Genomic DNA, 14,995 nt, shown 5'->3' with positions numbered 1-14,995 from the left:
ATGCGCGCCGTGGAGGCGGGTGGGGCGGGTGCCGACGGCTTCGACGCCCCGTTCGTCGACCTGATGGACTCGGCCATGGCCGAGTCCATCACCGGGCGTCGAGCAGTGGTGGCGATCCCGGAGGAGCGGGGCTGGACGCGCATCGGGCGAGTGCCCGCCGACAGGCTCGACACCGACCTGCCGTCCCGGGCCTGGTCGCATGATCGTGGGCGTGGACGGTTTCGCGTGACCGGGGGCGGGCTGCCGCTGTGGCCGCCTCCGTGTCCGGTCCGGGCGCCGGAGCCGTCCCTCCGTGGAACAGTGGAGGAGGGCATGGGCCGGGAGCCCGCGCGGGAGCGGGCCGGACCGAGGAGGCCGGGATGCGTCTTCCTGTGCTGGTGGGCATCGACGGGTCCGAGCGCGCCGCGGCGGCGGCCGACCGGGCAGCGTGGGAGGCGGTGCTGCGCGGCGTCCCGCTGCGGCTGCTGCACGCATCTCCGCGGCTCCCCGGAGCCGTCGTTCCGGGTGCGGCCCTGGACCGCCTGCGCGACATCGGCGCGCAGTTGCTCCGACGGACGGTCGCGGACCTCGCCGACCGATACCCCGACCTCCCGGTGGAGAGCGTGCAGACCGACGACGCCCCGGCCGTGGCTCTCGTCGCCGCGGCACGTGATGCGGGGCTCCTCGTCGCCGGTATGCGCGGAACGGGCGGATTCGAGGGGCTGGCGGTGGGCTCGGTGGCTCTGCGGGCGGCGGCAGCGGCCCCCTGCCCCGTCGTGCTCGTCCCGCACGACCCCACCCTCGCAGAGGGAGGCCCGGCCGCGTACAGCACCCGCCAGGTCGTCCTGGGGTTTGACGCGCACCGGCCGGTCGGTGAGGTGGCCGACTTCGCGTTCTCGGCGGCCGATGCACACACCGCGCGACTGCACGTGGTGCAGGCCTGGGCCTTTCCCGCCGAATCCGTCTCGGCACGGATCCTGGTGGTGACCGCGGAGGACCGGGCGAGCTGGGAGGACCAGGAGGTTCTGCGGCTGTCCGACGTCCTGCGCCCGTGGCAGGAGAAGTACCCCGGCGTGACCGTCGCCGGCGATCTCATGCTGCTCCACCCCGCGGAAGCGCTCCTGAACGCCTCCCGGAGTGCGGACCTGCTCGTCGTGGGGCGCCGCGCCGACCCACGCGCGGCGGAAGGCCGTCTGGGGCCCGTCGCCCACGCCGTACTGCACCACGCCCGCTGTCCGGTCGCGGTCGTGCCGCACGGAGGGTGACGGCTCAGCCGTAGAAGGCCTCGAACTCGTCGTACAGCGACGGATCCACCACCTTGTTCTGCGCGGTGGCCTCCACGAGGGGGACGCGGACGATCCGCGTGCCCCGCAGGGCGACCATGCGGCCGAAGTCGCCCTCCTTGACCGCGTCGATGGCATGCAGTCCGAACCGGGTGGCGAGCCACCGGTCGAAGGCGCTCGGTGTGCCGCCGCGCTGGATGTGGCCGAGGACCGTGGTGCGGGCGTCCTTCTCGGTGCGGGCCGAGATCTCCTGGGCCAGCCACTCTCCGATGCCGGACAGCCGTACATGGCCGAACTCGTCCAGGGACCGGTCCTTGACCACCAGCTGTCCCTCCTTGGGAGCCGCGCCTTCGGCCACGACGACGATCGGCGCGTAGTTGATCTCGAACCGGCGCTTCACCAGCTCACAGACCTGATCGATGTCGAAGGGGCGCTCCGGGATGAGGATCACGTTGGCGCCGCCGGCGATGCCGGCGTGCAGGGCGATCCACCCCGAGTGCCGTCCCATGACCTCCACCACGAGGGCTCGCATGTGCGACTCCGCGGTGGTGTGGAGACGGTCGATGGCCTCCGTCGCGATACCGACGGCGGTGTCGAATCCGAAGGTGTAGTCGGTGCCCGAGACGTCGTTGTCGATGGTCTTCGGCACACCGACGATGTTGATCCCGTGCCTGCTGAGCTCCGTGGCCGCCCCCAGCGTGTCCTCTCCGCCGATCACGACGAGCGCGTCCACCTCGTGCGAGGCGAGGGTGTCCCGTACCCGTTGCAGCCCGTCCTCGTGCTTGAACGGGTTCGTGCGGGAGGACCCGAGGATGGTCCCGCCGCGGGGGAGAATCCCCCGGACACGGGAGACGTCCAGCGGAACGACGTCGTTCTTGAGCAGGCCGAGCCAGCCGTCCCGCACACCGACGAAGTCGAACGCGTATTCCTGGACGCCCTTGCGGACGACACTGCGGATCACGGCGTTGAGGCCGGGGCAGTCACCGCCGCCGGTCAGTACTCCGACCCTCATGGCCTTTCTCCCATCCGCCGCACACCTCGTCCGCTCGCGCCACTCACGGCGACCGGAGACCGCTGCCGGCCCTCGCAGGCGCCGTCTTCCTCCAGCCTCCCTCGATTCGATCTGCGGTGGCCACTCGGGCGGGCCCTTCCGGCGAAGGTCATGTGTGTCGCCGCCGGCGGAGCCACACGCGGTGCGCGGCTGCCGGCAGGACAGTACGGTGCTGGAACGGAGGCCCGACGGCAGCGCGGCGCGCGGAGGCGGCATGACGAACGAGCGGGCGGCGAAGGTGCCGCGCAAGGCGTACGAGAAGGAACTGCTGCGCCTGCAGACGGAGTTGGTGAAGCTCCAGGAATGGGTGCGCGCCGAGGGCGCGCGGCTGGTCGTCGTCTTCGAGGGGCGGGACGCGGCCGGCAAGGGCGGCACCATCAAACGGGTCGCCGAACACCTCAACCCGCGCGTCGCGCGGATCGCGGCGCTGCCGAAACCCACCGAGCGCCAGCGCACCCAGTGGTACTTCCAGCGGTACGTCGAGCACCTGCCGGCCGCCGGGGAGATCGTGCTGTTCGACCGGTCCTGGTACAACCGGGCCGGTGTCGAGCATGTGATGGGCTTCTGCTCGAAGGAGGAGTACCAGCTCTTCCTGCGCCAGTGCCCGATCTTCGAGCGAATGCTGACCGAGGACGGCATCCTGCTGCGCAAATACTGGTTCTCGGTGAGCGACACCGAGCAGCAGGAGCGGTTCCGCCGACGTCTGGAGGATCCACTGCGGCACTGGAAGCTGTCGCCGATGGACCTGGAGTCGATCAGCCGGTGGGAGGCGTATTCACGGGCGAAGGACGAGATGATGGTGCACACCGACATCACGGAGGCCCCGTGGTACGTCGTCGAGAGCGACGACAAGCGCCGCGCCCGGCTGAACATGATCGCCCATCTGCTGGAATCCGTGCCGTACCACGAGGTGCCCCCTCCGGTGCTGGAGCTGCCGGACCGCCCCCCGTCGACCGGCTACCAGCGCCCGCCACGCGACCTGCAGACATACGTCCCCGACCACGCGGCCCGGCTGTGAGGGACGTCGTGCCGCGGGGCCGTGGAGGGTGGCGACCGGGGTGAGGGAAGGGGCCGGGGCCCGCGGTGGTCCCGGCGTCGGTGTGGGAGGCGGCCGGTCAGCCGGCGTCCCGGCGCGCGTGTGCTTCGGCGAGGAGGAGATAGCTGCTGGCGGTCCAGGTGTAGGCGCGGTCGCGCAGGCCCGTTCCGGTGAGCGCGTCGAAGTTCTCGGCGAAGCCGTGGGTTTCGCACAGGGCGCGGAAGCGCGCGCTGATGTCGTCCGCGAGGCGCTCGTGGCCGGCGCGGCGCAGGCCGTCCTCGATGAGCACGGTGGCGGGGGCCCAGATGGGCCCGCGCCAGTAGCCGTCGGCGAGGTAGTGCGGTGAGGTGGGCAGTTCGGTGGCCAGACCGTACGGCGTGAGGTGGGCCTTGATGTGGTCGGCCAGGGTGCTGCTGACATCGGCGGGCAGGTGTTCGCCGAGGACGACGGGCATCAGGTCGAGGAGGCTGGAGCTGCTCCAGGTCTCCCCGGTGTCGACCGCCCGGGCCACGAATCCGTCGGTGGCCCAGAGTTGGTCCAGCAGTGCCGCCTGTGTCTCCTCGGCGGTCCGGGTCCAGCGGATGGCCTCGTCCGCCTTGTCCAATGCGGTGGCCAGGGTGGCCAGTTCGCGCAGCTGGAGGACGAGGAAAGCCGCCAGGTCGGCGCTTTCGACGACCCGCGCGGGGTCGAAGGTGGTGGCGTTGTCCCAGCCGCTGTCGTTGCCGTGCTGATAGTGGGGCAGGTCGGCGCCGGGGGCTCGCCGGGCGGTGAGCCAGAAGCGCGTCCAGCGTTCCAGCCGTCCGTAGGTCTCGGCGAGCTCGGCGGGGCCGGGAGGGGTCGGCAGGCGGCGGCGCAGGTGGCCGAAGGTCCAGCCGTGGATGGGCGGTTTGACGAAGTTGTAGAGAACCTCGGAGTGGGTGACCGAGTCGGGCAGGGCTCCGCTGTCGTCCTGGTGGTCGAAGGGCAGGGCGAACTGGTCCAGGGCCAGTTCGGGGCAACCGGGAGCGAGGGCGAGGGCGTTGAAGCAGTGGTCCCAGCTCCAGACTTTGTCCATCCAGTGCTTGGACATCAGCACCGCGGGCCGGGTGACCAGCCCGGTGGGACGCACGGTCGCCGACCAGACGACGTAGGCGGCGAGTTCGGCGGCGGGGGTGGCGGCAGAGCGCCATGGGGCCACCTGGTCGACGAACTCCGCGAACGAGCTCTGTGCGGACTCGGTGATCGCGTCGAACGTCGCCGGGGACGCGTACGGCGGGCGGGCGGCGTCGAGTTCCTCGATCGCGATCTCCCAGGGGCCCTTCGCCTCCGCGGTCAGCGTGATGCCGCGATGGCCGCCGCCCAGGGTCTGGGTGCCGGCCTCGGTGACGGTGCCGGACAGCACGGTGACGCGGTAGCGGCGTCCGGTCTCGTAGGAGGTGAACACGTGCGCGTCGGCGGCCGGGTCGCGGAAGAAGTACGTTCCGCTGAACGGGGTGAGGGTCTGCGCGGCCGCCCCGACGCCGATGCCCAGGCCGCTCCCCCGCAGGCGCACGGTGTCGGGCGACTCGTAGGCGAGGTCGATGCGTCCGGTCTCGCCGGTCCAGCTGAGCAGGCCCGGTGTGGTCTCGACGCGGGTGCCGGCCCGGTCGCCCGTCTCCGGGTCGAGGGGGACGAGGCGCAGGACGGCGTGCATGCCGTTCTGGTGGGAGACGAGGTGGAGGTCCTCGGCGTAGGTCTTCTCGGCCACCACGGGTGAGATGTCGAACCAGGATCCGTGGGTGCTGAACGGGATGTCGTGGACGGAGAAGGCCGGGCCGGATCGGGCGGCGGTCATGACGCTGACTCGTTTCTCGGGCAGGGGTCACCGGCCGGCTGACGCGCATGCGGGTCGGTGGTGACGGGGAGGGGGGAAGGGGTCGGCGCGGGGGTCAGTCCTTGACGGCCCCGGCGGTCACTCCGGCGGCGACGTAGCGCTGGGCGAGGACGAGGATGACCGCGGCGGGCAGCGAGGCCACGACGGCGGTGGCCATGATGGCGTTCCACTCCTGGTTGTTGTTGCCTATGTAGTGGTAGATGCCGAGGGTGATCGGCTCGTGGGCGCCGCCGTTGACGAGGGTTCCGGCGAAGACGAAGTCGGACCAGGACCACAGGAACGCGAACAGGGACACCGTGACGACCGCGTTGCGGCTCATCGGCAGGACGACGGACCAGAAGGTCCGCAGGGCCCCCGCCCCGTCGGTCTTCGCGGCCTGGAGCAGTTCGCCGGGGATGCCGGACATGAACGCGGTGAAGATGAGGACGCCGAAGGGGACGGCCAGCGTGGAGTCGGCGACGATCAGGCCGGGGACGGACTGGAGCAGGCCGAGGCTGAGGTAGATGGCGTAGAAGCCCATGGCCATGATGATGCCGGGGATCATCTGGGCGGCCAGCAGGACGAAGTTGAGGATGCCGCCGCCGCGTGGGCGCAGCTTGGCCAGGGCGTAGCCGGCGGGGGCGGACAGGGCGACGGTCAGGACGACGGTGCCCAGGCCGATGACGAGGCTGGTGCCGAGGTAGGGCAGTTGCTCGTGGAGGACGGTGCGGTAGCCGTCCAGTGTGCCGTGGGCGGGGAAGAGGTCGGGTGGACTCTTGCGCATGTCCCGGTCGGGGGTGAGGGACACGTTGAGCATCCAGTAGACCGGGAAGAGCATGACTGCGGTCAGGAGCAGTCCGAGGGTGGTCTTCCACCAGGTGCGGCCGGTGCGTCGGTTCATGACAGCGCCTGCTTTCGCTGGACCTTGACGTAGATCAGGCCGAACACCAGGGCGGCGACGACCAGCAGGTTGCCGACGGCCGCGCCGGGTCCGAAGGCGGGCAGGAGATTGCCGAAGCCGAGCTGGTAGGACCAGGTGGCGAAGGTGGTCGACGAGTCCGCCGGGCCGCCCTTGGTCATGATCCAGATGATGTCGAAGACCTTGAGCGTGTAAATCAGGCCGAGGAGGAGGGTGATCGCGGACACCGGGCGCAGCAGCGGGAACGTGATGCGCCAGAAGCGCTGCCAGGCACCCGCGCCGTCGAGGGCGGCGGCTTCGTGGAGGCTCGCGGGGATGGACTGCAGGCCGCTGTGGAGGACGACCAGGTTGAAGGGGACGCCGATCCAGATGTTGGCGATGATCACCGAGGTCAGCGACCAGGACGGTGAGGTCAGCCAGTTCACCGGGGCGATGCCGAGGGCGTGCAGGGCGGCGTTGACGATGCCGGAGTCGCTGTTGAGCATCCACGACCAGGTGGAAGCCGACACGATCAGCGGCAGCAGCCACGGCACGAGGAACAGCGCGCGCAGGGTCGCCGACAGCCGGAAGTGCTGGGTGAAGAAGACCGCGAGGGCGAGGCCGATGGCGTACTGGAAGACCAGGCAGACGGCGGTGAAGAGCGCGGTGTGGAGCAGGGCGGGCGCGAAGGTCGGGTCGTCGAAGACCGTCCGGTAGTTCTCGATGCCGGTGAAGGGCGCGTTGCCCTGGACGAAGGAGCGGACGGTGTAGTTGCGCAGGCTGAGATCGAGGTTGCGGTAGAGCGGATAGGCGTAGAAGAGGACCAGGTAGAGGGTCACCGGGGCGAGGAACGCCCAGGCCGCCCACTGCGGGGAGGTCGGACGGCGCCGGGCGCGCGCGGGGGCCGGGGGCGGGGCGGTGGTGGCCGCCCCGCTCCGGACGTGCGCGGAGAGGCCGTCCGGCGGATGGGTCGTCTGCTTCATCGGGCCCTCGTCACTTCACCGCGGCCTGCGCCGAAGTGAGGGCGTCCTCGGGCGACTTGGCCCCGCTGAGGGCGGACTGGACGGCCTTCCACAGCTGCTCGGAGATCTTCGGGTACGTGGTGCCCAAGTCGTCGCTGGTGCGCCCCTTGGCCGCCTTGACCGCCTCGACCCAGGGCTTCAGCTCGGCGTTCGCCGCGACCTGCTTCGTCTGGACCTCGCTGGTGGGGGCCACGTAGGACAGGGTGGTGTCGGTGTCGTACAGGTTCTGGGTGCTGGTCAGGCAGGTCGCGAGCTTCCGGGAGGTGGCGTAGCGGCCGGTGTCGCCCTGGGTGGGGATGGTGACGAACTCGCCGCCGGTGGGGGCGGCGGCGCTGCCTCCGCCGGCTCCCGGCACCGGCAGGACGCCGTACTCGAAGCCGGCCTTCTTCGCGTTGGCGAGCTGCCACGTTCCGTTCTCGGCGAAGGCGTAGTCACCGCCGGCGAACTCCTGCCAGCTGGTGGTCTGCGTGTTGTTGATGACGGAGTTGGGGGCGTAGCCCTGCTTCAGCCAGTCCTTCCACAGGGACAGGGCCGATACGGCCTGTGCGGAGTCCAGTTCGGTCAGCTTGGCTCCCGCGCCCCAGAACCACGGCAGGAACTGGAAGCTGCCCTCCTCCGTGCCGATCGCGGAGAAGGTGATGCCCTTCTTGCCCGCCGCCTTCACCTTCGCCAGCGCCGCCGTCAGCGACTTCCAGTCCTTGACCGAGGTGATGTCCACCCCGGCCTCCTTCAGGACCTTCTTGTTGTAGTAGAGGGCGAGGGTGTTGGCGCCGATCGGGGTGCCGTAGGTCTTGCCGTCCGACTGGCCTGCGGCGAGCAGGTTGGGGTCGACCTTCGAGGTGTCCAGCTTGTTGTCCTCGGTGCTGGTGAGCACGCCCGCCTCGGCCAGGGTCGACACCACGGGGTTGTCGACGACGAGGAGGTCGGCGGAGTTGTCCTGCTGGGCGGCCAGCAGTGCCTTGTTCGCCAGGTCGCTGGTGTCGTAGCCGGTCCTCTTGATCTTCACACCGGCCTTGGCGCCGCACGCGTCCAGCAGCTTCACCCAGTCCGAACCCTTGGCGAACTGGGGGTACGGGTCCCAGACGGTGTACGTGCCGCTGTCCGAGCCCTTCGCGTCGGTGCTGCCCGACCCGGAAGAACAGGCGGCACCGGTGACGGCGACGACGGTCGACAGGGCCACCGCGCCGAGCCGGCGCCTTGAGGAGCTGTGCATGGCGGGTCCTTCGGTCTTGGCACACGTGTGCCGTGGGAGGGGTGACGGGGGGGAAGCGGGCACTCCGGACCGGCGAGGGTGAGGGGGGCGGGTGCTCGGTGGGGAGGGAGAGGAGTGGAAGGGCGTGTTGTGCGGTCAGGCTTCGGGGAAGGAGGTGCCGGTCGCGGGTCCGGTGCTGGCCCGCAGCGAGATCGGCGGTACGAGCAGATGGTGCGGCCCCGGCGCGGCGGGGTGCTCGATCCGCTCGACGAGCAGGTCGACCGCGCGACGGCCCATTTCCTCGGCCGGTACGTCCGCCGCGGTGAGCTGCGGGGTGACCGTCTCCGCCCACCGGCTCGCGACGACTCCGGTGACGGAGAAGTCACGCGGTACGTGGCGGCCCGCCTGTGCGAGCCCCCGGTACAGGCCGCCCAGAGCGGCCTCGTTCAGGGTGACCAGGGCGGTGGTGGCGGGGTCGTCGTGCAGGATCCGCTCCAGGCACACCTGGCCGGACGCCGCGTCGTCCCCGCAGCAGTACGTCCGTACCGTGAGCCCCCGTTCGGCGGCGGCCTTGGTGAAGCCGTCCAGGCCTCGGTGGGCGGACTCGTACCCGGCGCGCAGCAGTTGTTCGGGCCGGTTGACGAAGGCGACCCGGCGGTGGCCGAGGTCGGCGAGATGGTGGACACAGGCCGCGGCGAGCGCGGTGTGGTCCAGGCTCACCCACCAGCCGTTCTCCGGACGGGCGGTGCGGCCGATGGCGACGGCGGGGAAATCCAGCTCGGCCAGGTGGTCGACCCGGTCGTCCTCCAACCTGATCTCCATCAGGATCGCCCCGTCGACCCTCCGCTCCCCCAGCAGCCGCTGGAACGACCGGTCGCTGTCGACACCGCTGGGCGACAGCAGCACGTCGTAGTCGTGCACCGCCGCCGCCTCCACCACGCTGCCGATGAAGTCCAGCTGCATCCCGGTGTAGTGGTTGCCCGCGGGCGGGAAGACGAGGCCGATCGTGCTGGTGCGCCCGTTGGCCAGGGCTCGCGCGCTGGCGTTGGGCCGGTACCCCAGCTCGTCGATGACCTGCTGGATCTTGCGACGGGTCTCCTCCGACACCGAACGCTTGCCGCTCAGCGCGTAGGACACGGTGCTCCGCGAGACACCGGCCCGCTGGGCGATCTCACCGATGTTCACGGCGGCTCCTTGCTCGAACCGGTTCGACACCTCGTGGGAGGGAGCGCTCGCCGGTCGTGAGGGTGAGGGGTGGACGGGGTCGCGAGGGCCGGCAGTCGAACCGGTTCGCGTGAAGCGAAGGTAGAAATTGCCCGGATGCCTGTCAACACTCTGGACCACACTTTCTCCATCCGCCCGAGGACGGGGAACTTCCTTCTGCCGGAGGGATTGCTGGGCCGGTGTCCCGGTGCTAGCTTCGCGAACCGGTTCGACGAAGTGATCCTTCCGGCAAACCCGGGCTGCTCCCGTACCCCCCAGGAGGCGAGCTGCCGCCGCCACCGTCCGCAGATGTGCCCGCGGCCCGGATCATCGAACCGATTCGACCGATCTCGACCTCCCCACGCACTCTCCTCGCCGGGACATCCCGCGTACGAGCGGCCGACCGGCTCCGGCCGGCCGGAGCCGCCCACTCCCGGAACCGCCCACTCAAGGATTGAGGACGCCATCCATGCCATCCGCTGACAGATCCGCCCGGCGACGGGCATCCGCCGCCGTGACGCTCGCGCTCGGCGCGGGCCTGCTGGCCGCCCCGGCCGCCCCCGCGCAGGCGGCGGAGGCGCCCCGGCCCGCCGCCCGTTACACCTTCGACCAGGACGACATGGCCTCCGGGAAGATCACCGACAGTTCCGGCAACGGCCTGACAGCGGACCTGGTCAACGGCTCCACCGCCCGTTCCGTCGAGGGCACCGGCGGAGGCAAGGCCCTCGCCCTGCCCGGCGGCGCGTCCGACTCCGGCGGCGCGTACGTCCGGCTGCCGCGTGCCGTGGTCGGCGACACGGCCGACCTGACGGTCTCCGCGCGCGTGAAGTGGAGCGGCGACAAGTCGCCCTGGCAGCGGATCTTCGACCTGGGCACGAACACCACGAAGTACCTCTTCAGCACGCCCTACAACGGCGGCGGGCTGTTCCAGACCTCCGTGACCACCGGCGGTGGGGGCGCCGAGGCCCAGGTCCGCGGTTACGCGCCGCTCCCCGCGGACGAGTGGCGGACCGTCACCGTCACCCTCGACACCTCCGCCGGCCGGCTCACCACCTACCTCGACGGCGTGGCGGTCTCCTCCGCCGAGACCGGCATCAAGGCCAAAGACCTGCTGGACGCCTCGGCCACCGCCGCCGGGTACATAGGCAGGTCCCTCTACCCGGACCCGCTGCTCAAGGGCGCGATCGACGACTTCACCGTGTGGCACGCCGCCCTGAGCCCCGAGCAGGTGGCCGGTACGGTCGGGTCCGTGCCTACCCTCCAGCAGCTCTCGAAGACCTCCTTCGAGGCACGCACCACGACCGGGACCGCCCCGCCGCTCCCCGCCGCAGTCCGCGCCTCCTTCTCCGACGGCTACGACCGAGACACGCCCGTCACGTGGGACGCCGTCCCCGCCGAGAAGTACGCGGCGCCGGGCACCTTCACGGTCGCCGGAACCGCGGCCGGACGCGCGGTGAAGGCCACCGTCACCGTGGTCCGCGAGGGACAGCTCACCGTCGACCTCGGCTCCAACACCGGCGCGTTCCACGGCGGCGCCTCCGGCACCCTCTACGGCGTGTACGGGCCGGACGTCCCGACCAACAACCTCATGGAGGGCATGGGCCTGCGCACGGTCTCCACCAAGGCGCAGGACGGCCCGCAGCACCCCGGTGCCGACGCCCTGGAGGTGGTCAAGCCGCTGGCCGACTCCACCGACGGTGACGTGTACATCTACATGACCGACATCTACCGCGGCTTCCCCTACCAGTGGCCGGGCGACACCCCCGCGGAGAAGCTCAAGGGTTACGAGGAGAAGATCGCCAAGCAGGTCGACCAGGTCCTCGCGCTGCCGAAGCAGTACCAGGACAACATCGTCTTCGTGCCGTTCAACGAGCCCGAGGGCAACATGTTCGGCACCGGCGAGTGGAGCTACGACAAGGTCAGCTGGCTCAACGACCCGGACGCCTACTTCGCCGCCTGGGACCAGGTCCACAAGCTCATCAAGGGCAAGATGCCGAACGCCCGCATCGCCGGACCCAACACCAGCGTCCTGTACGACCAGGTGAAGGGCTTCCTCACCCACGCCCTGGCCGCCGGCACCCTCCCGGACGTCATCACCTGGCACGAGCTGAGCCACCCGGAGGCGGTGCGCCAGAGCGTCGCCAAGTACCGGGCGTGGGAGAAAGACCTGTTCAAGGGCACGGACAGGGAAGGCACCCAACTCCCCGTCAACATCAACGAGTACGCGTTCAACTACCACACCTCGGTGCCCGGCCAGATGATCCAGTGGGTGTCCGCGATCGAGGAGTCCAAGGTCGACGCCGACATCGCGTACTGGAACATCGACGGCAACCTCTCCGACTCCGCCGTGCAGTCCAACCGCGGCAACGGCCAGTGGTGGCTGCTGCATTCGTACGCCTCGATGAGCGGGCACACGGTGAAGGTGACTCCGCCGTTCCCCGGCGAGAACTACACCATGCAGGGCGTCGCCACGCTCGACGAGAAGAAGAAGCAGTCCCGGCTGGTCTTCGGCGGCTCCTCCGGCAAGGGCCACATCACCTTCGCCGGAGTACCGGAGAAGGTCTTCGGCAAGCGTGTGCACGCCTGGGTGCGGGAGATCGAGTGGAGCGGGCAGGTCGGCGACTCGTCCGGCCCGAAGCTGCTCACCGAGACGTACCTGAAGGTCGCTGACGACGGCACCGTCACCCTCGACTTCGGCGACGGCGCCCTGCCGAAGCTGAAGGAGTCCTCGGCCTACGAGGTCGTCCTCAGTCCGGCCGGCGAGGCGAAGGGCACGCAGGCCCCGCCCGTGCGCTGGCAGTCCTCGTACGAGGCGGAGGACGCCGCGCACACCGGCTCCGGCTGGTCGAAGAACGGACCGGAGGGCTCGCCGCGTGACGTGTCGAAGTTCTACACCTCCGGCGGCTACGACGTCGGCGGCCTGCGCACCGGCTCGGACGTCACACTCGACTTCACCGTGGACGTGCCCGAGGACGGCACCTACGACCTGAGCCTCTTCGCCAACTCCCTCAACACCTTCGACAAGGTCGAGGAACAGGGCCCGACCAACGTCTTCCTGCGGGTCGACGGCAAGGCCGGCAGCGAGCAGGAACTGCACCTGCCGCTCGGCTACAAGTGGGTCGTCTGGGACCACACCGACACCAAGGTGAAGCTCAGCAAGGGCAAGCACACCCTGACGCTCGCCGCGACGAGCGCCGACGGCAAGCGCGCCACCAAGGGTGACGCCATCGTCGACCGCCTCGCCCTCTCCCTCCCCCGCGCCTCGGCGGACACGCAGGTCTACGAGGGTGAACTGGCCTGGCCGGCCGGCGGCGCACGTCCCGTCTACGACCTTCCCACGCCGGCGGCGACCGGCTCGGGCGCGGTCCGCCTCGCGAAGGGCCAGAGCGCCACGTTCTGGGTCTACTCGCCGGCCGACCGCGAGGCCACGCTCAAGGTCGACACCCTCGGCGGAACGGGCGCCCGGCTCTCCGTCAACGGACATGACGTCCTGCGCCTGGCCAAGGGCGGCGGCGGTGCGGCGGTCTCCCTCTCGGGTGGCGTCAACAAGGTTACTCTGACCGGGGGTTCGGTCACGACGCTCGTCGACCGCCTCACGGTCACCCCGACCGAGGGCGCGCTGCCGGCGCGCACCTACGAGGCCGGGGACGCCCGGCTCGCGGGCTCGGCCACGCTCACCCCGCTCTCCCTCGCCACCGGCGGCACGGCGATCACGGGCATCGGCGGCGCCCCCGGCAACGGCAACACCGCGACGTTCACCGTCACGGCCGACCGGGCCGGCCTGTACGCGCTGCGCATCCGCTACTCCAATCCGGAGCAGTCCGAGGCCACCCACTACAACCCCGACCCGCTCGCCCGCCACGCCGACATCAGCGTCAACGGCAACGCCGCGCGGCGCGTCGGCTTCCCGCACAGCTTCCACCGGAACAACTTCTGGGAGCTGACCGTCCCGGTACAGCTGAAGAAGGGGAAGAACACGGTCGGCTTCCGCTCCGAGGAACTGCCGAACTTCGACGGCACGACCTACGCCTCGGACACGTTCCCGGGCGTGCTGCTCCGCTCCCGTTACGCGCCGCTGATCGACCGGATCACCGTTGCGCCGTATGCGCGGGAGGTGCGCTGAGGCCACTCGTCCGCTGAGGCCACTCGCCCGCTGAGGTCGTCGCCTCATGGAGGGTTGTGAGGCGCACGGGTTCCGTGCAGCGGGGCGCCCGGTCCGTCAGGAGCGACGGACCGGGCGCCCGTCTGCGTCCTGCCCGGGCTTCGGCTCGCCCGCCGTTGAGCGAGGCGGGTACAGCTGCCTCAGGCGCAGCGCTCGCTCCACTGCTCCATGATCTTCATCTGCCTGAACCCGGTACAGGTGCGCTGCCGGCCTCCGGCTGACCGCTTCCTCGAGGCGTCCGTCCACGAAGAGAGCCCCCACACCGTCCTCGACCGCCCAGCCTGGGGGCAACATGCCCGTCGCCACCGATTCTCGGTACGACGCGCGGCGCCCTGGTTCGCTGTCGTAGTGCGGGCACACCGAACCCGGCAGGAGGCCCAGTCTGTCCCGCAGGAACGTCAGCGGGCCGAAGGAGTCCGTATGCGAGCCCTGGGCCCAGCAGTCGGCGCCGGCGCTGATTCCGCACAGCAGCGTCCCGCGGTCGTAGGCCTCGCGCAGCACCTGGTCGACGCCGTGTGCGCGCCAGACCGCGAGGAGGTTCGCGGTGTTGCCACCGCCGACGTAGACGACGTCCTGGTTCAGCAGAAACGTCCGCAGGGCCTCGTCGTCCAGCCGGCGCCGGAACAGCGGCAACACGGACGGCGCGCAGTCGCGCGACTCGAACGCGCTCAGGAACTGATCGACGTAGGCAGGTGGGTCGCCACCGGCTGTGGGAACGAAGCACACTGCGGGGTGGCTGTTTCTCGCACGGCTGAGCAGCCAGTCGTCCAGCAGTCCGTCCTCGTCCGTCGAGAAGCCTCCGTCGAGGAGAGCCACGCTACGAGCCGGACCGCTCATCACCCATGCCTCCGCAACCGCCCGGCGGGCCCTCGTTGTTCGAGATGGCCGCGTGTGCTCAGTCGAGACAGAACTCGTTGCCCTCGATGTCCTGCATCACGATGCACGACTCGTTTTCCTCGTCGGCGGGCAGCAGTCGCTCGCGTACCGCACCGAGGGCCACCAGTCGCGCGCATTCGGCCTCCAGCGTGGCCAGGCGCTCTTCACCCACGAGTCCGGTGCCGGCCCGCACATCGAGGTGCACCCGGTTCTTGGCGACCTTGCCTTCGGGAACCCGCTGGAAATACAGTCGCGGGCCCGCGCCCGTGGGATCTTGGGCTACGAACCATGAATCCCGCTCCTCGGGCGGCAGCGAGTGGTTGAAATCGTCCCAAGTGGCGAACCCCTCCGGTGGCGGCGGTACGACGTACCCCAGCACCTCGCACCAGAAGCGAGCGACTCGCTCGGGTTCTGCGCAGTCGAAGGTGACTTGGATCTGCTTGACCGATGGCATCGGCTCAC

The 14,995-nt window shown here is 70.4% G+C and carries 11 protein-coding genes; 3 read left to right on the top strand and 8 right to left on the bottom strand.

The window, feature by feature from the left end; genetic code table 11:
• Window positions 1-359: 359 nt before the first annotated feature.
• The gene (locus tag BJ965_RS37435; RefSeq protein ID WP_184916058.1) at window positions 360-1,244 is read left to right on the top strand and encodes a universal stress protein; all 885 of its coding nucleotides are present in this window, start codon (window positions 360-362) and stop codon (window positions 1,242-1,244) included.
• Between the two features lie 4 nt (window positions 1,245-1,248).
• Here BJ965_RS37435 and BJ965_RS37430 read toward each other — a convergent pair whose 3' ends face one another.
• Window positions 1,249-2,274, bottom strand: a complete 1,026-nt coding sequence (locus BJ965_RS37430) for a 6-phosphofructokinase (RefSeq protein ID WP_184916055.1) — start codon at window positions 2,272-2,274, stop codon at window positions 1,249-1,251.
• A 253-nt stretch (window positions 2,275-2,527) separates the two neighbouring features.
• Here BJ965_RS37430 and ppk2 point away from each other — a divergent pair, with 253 nt between their 5' ends.
• Entirely contained in the window at window positions 2,528-3,331 is an 804-nt protein-coding gene (gene ppk2 / locus BJ965_RS37425) for a polyphosphate kinase 2 (RefSeq protein WP_184916051.1), read from the top strand.
• A gap of 97 nt (window positions 3,332-3,428) precedes the next feature.
• Here ppk2 and BJ965_RS37420 read toward each other — a convergent pair whose 3' ends face one another.
• The 5 genes from BJ965_RS37420 to BJ965_RS37400 all read right to left on the bottom strand — a co-directional run bounded on the left by BJ965_RS37420 (window position 3,429) and on the right by BJ965_RS37400 (window position 9,477).
• A complete protein-coding gene (locus BJ965_RS37420; protein ID WP_184916048.1) occupies window positions 3,429-5,162 on the bottom strand; it encodes an amylo-alpha-1,6-glucosidase in 1,734 nt (577 codons plus the stop codon).
• Window positions 5,163-5,256: 94 nt separating this feature from the next.
• The gene (locus tag BJ965_RS37415; protein ID WP_184916045.1) at window positions 5,257-6,081 is read right to left on the bottom strand and encodes a carbohydrate ABC transporter permease; all 825 of its coding nucleotides are present in this window, start codon (window positions 6,079-6,081) and stop codon (window positions 5,257-5,259) included.
• Window positions 6,078-7,061 carry a carbohydrate ABC transporter permease gene (locus BJ965_RS37410; protein ID WP_184916042.1) on the bottom strand — a complete coding sequence of 328 codons (984 nt, stop codon included), beginning with the start codon at window positions 7,059-7,061 and terminating at the stop codon, window positions 6,078-6,080. The genes BJ965_RS37415 and BJ965_RS37410 overlap by 4 nt, the downstream gene beginning before the upstream one ends.
• A gap of 10 nt (window positions 7,062-7,071) precedes the next feature.
• Window positions 7,072-8,313 (bottom strand): sugar ABC transporter substrate-binding protein, encoded by a 1,242-nt coding sequence (locus tag BJ965_RS37405; RefSeq protein WP_184916039.1) that lies wholly within the window; start codon window positions 8,311-8,313, stop codon window positions 7,072-7,074.
• Between the two features lie 135 nt (window positions 8,314-8,448).
• A complete protein-coding gene (locus BJ965_RS37400; RefSeq protein WP_184916037.1) occupies window positions 8,449-9,477 on the bottom strand; it encodes a LacI family DNA-binding transcriptional regulator in 1,029 nt (342 codons plus the stop codon).
• A 487-nt stretch (window positions 9,478-9,964) separates the two neighbouring features.
• Between BJ965_RS37400 and BJ965_RS37395 the strand changes: the two genes are divergently transcribed.
• Window positions 9,965-13,618: a LamG-like jellyroll fold domain-containing protein gene (locus BJ965_RS37395; protein ID WP_184916034.1), complete on the top strand. Its 3,654-nt coding sequence runs from the start codon at window positions 9,965-9,967 to the stop codon at window positions 13,616-13,618.
• Between the two features lie 96 nt (window positions 13,619-13,714).
• Here the strand turns inward: BJ965_RS37395 and BJ965_RS37390 are convergent, their stop codons facing one another.
• Window positions 13,715-14,494: a Type 1 glutamine amidotransferase-like domain-containing protein gene (locus tag BJ965_RS37390; protein WP_184916032.1), complete on the bottom strand. Its 780-nt coding sequence runs from the start codon at window positions 14,492-14,494 to the stop codon at window positions 13,715-13,717.
• Between the two features lie 58 nt (window positions 14,495-14,552).
• Window positions 14,553-14,987 (bottom strand): VOC family protein, encoded by a 435-nt coding sequence (locus BJ965_RS37385; protein ID WP_184916030.1) that lies wholly within the window; start codon window positions 14,985-14,987, stop codon window positions 14,553-14,555.
• Window positions 14,988-14,995: the final 8 nt, after the last annotated feature.

Source organism: Streptomyces luteogriseus, from assembly GCF_014205055.1.
In the GTDB taxonomy this organism is placed as follows: Bacteria; Actinomycetota; Actinomycetes; order Streptomycetales; family Streptomycetaceae; genus Streptomyces; species Streptomyces luteogriseus.
Note: the sequence above shows the minus strand (reverse complement) of the source record. Positions and strands in the feature narration are given on the sequence as shown.

Bases quoted from the DNA above. Each gene is read 5' to 3' on its own strand.
- BJ965_RS37435 (WP_184916058.1), top strand. From the start codon at position 360: ATGCGTCTTCCTGTGCTGGTGGGCATCGACGGGTCCGAGCGCGCCGCG.
- BJ965_RS37430 (WP_184916055.1), bottom strand. From the start codon at position 2,274: ATGAGGGTCGGAGTACTGACCGGCGGCGGTGACTGCCCCGGCCTCAAC.
- ppk2 (WP_184916051.1), top strand. From the start codon at position 2,528: ATGACGAACGAGCGGGCGGCGAAGGTGCCGCGCAAGGCGTACGAGAAG.
- BJ965_RS37420 (WP_184916048.1), bottom strand. From the start codon at position 5,162: ATGACCGCCGCCCGATCCGGCCCGGCCTTCTCCGTCCACGACATCCCG.
- BJ965_RS37415 (WP_184916045.1), bottom strand. From the start codon at position 6,081: ATGAACCGACGCACCGGCCGCACCTGGTGGAAGACCACCCTCGGACTG.
- BJ965_RS37410 (WP_184916042.1), bottom strand. From the start codon at position 7,061: ATGAAGCAGACGACCCATCCGCCGGACGGCCTCTCCGCGCACGTCCGG.
- BJ965_RS37405 (WP_184916039.1), bottom strand. From the start codon at position 8,313: ATGCACAGCTCCTCAAGGCGCCGGCTCGGCGCGGTGGCCCTGTCGACC.
- BJ965_RS37395 (WP_184916034.1), top strand. From the start codon at position 9,965: ATGCCATCCGCTGACAGATCCGCCCGGCGACGGGCATCCGCCGCCGTG.
- BJ965_RS37390 (WP_184916032.1), bottom strand. From the start codon at position 14,494: ATGAGCGGTCCGGCTCGTAGCGTGGCTCTCCTCGACGGAGGCTTCTCG.
- BJ965_RS37385 (WP_184916030.1), bottom strand. From the start codon at position 14,987: ATGCCATCGGTCAAGCAGATCCAAGTCACCTTCGACTGCGCAGAACCC.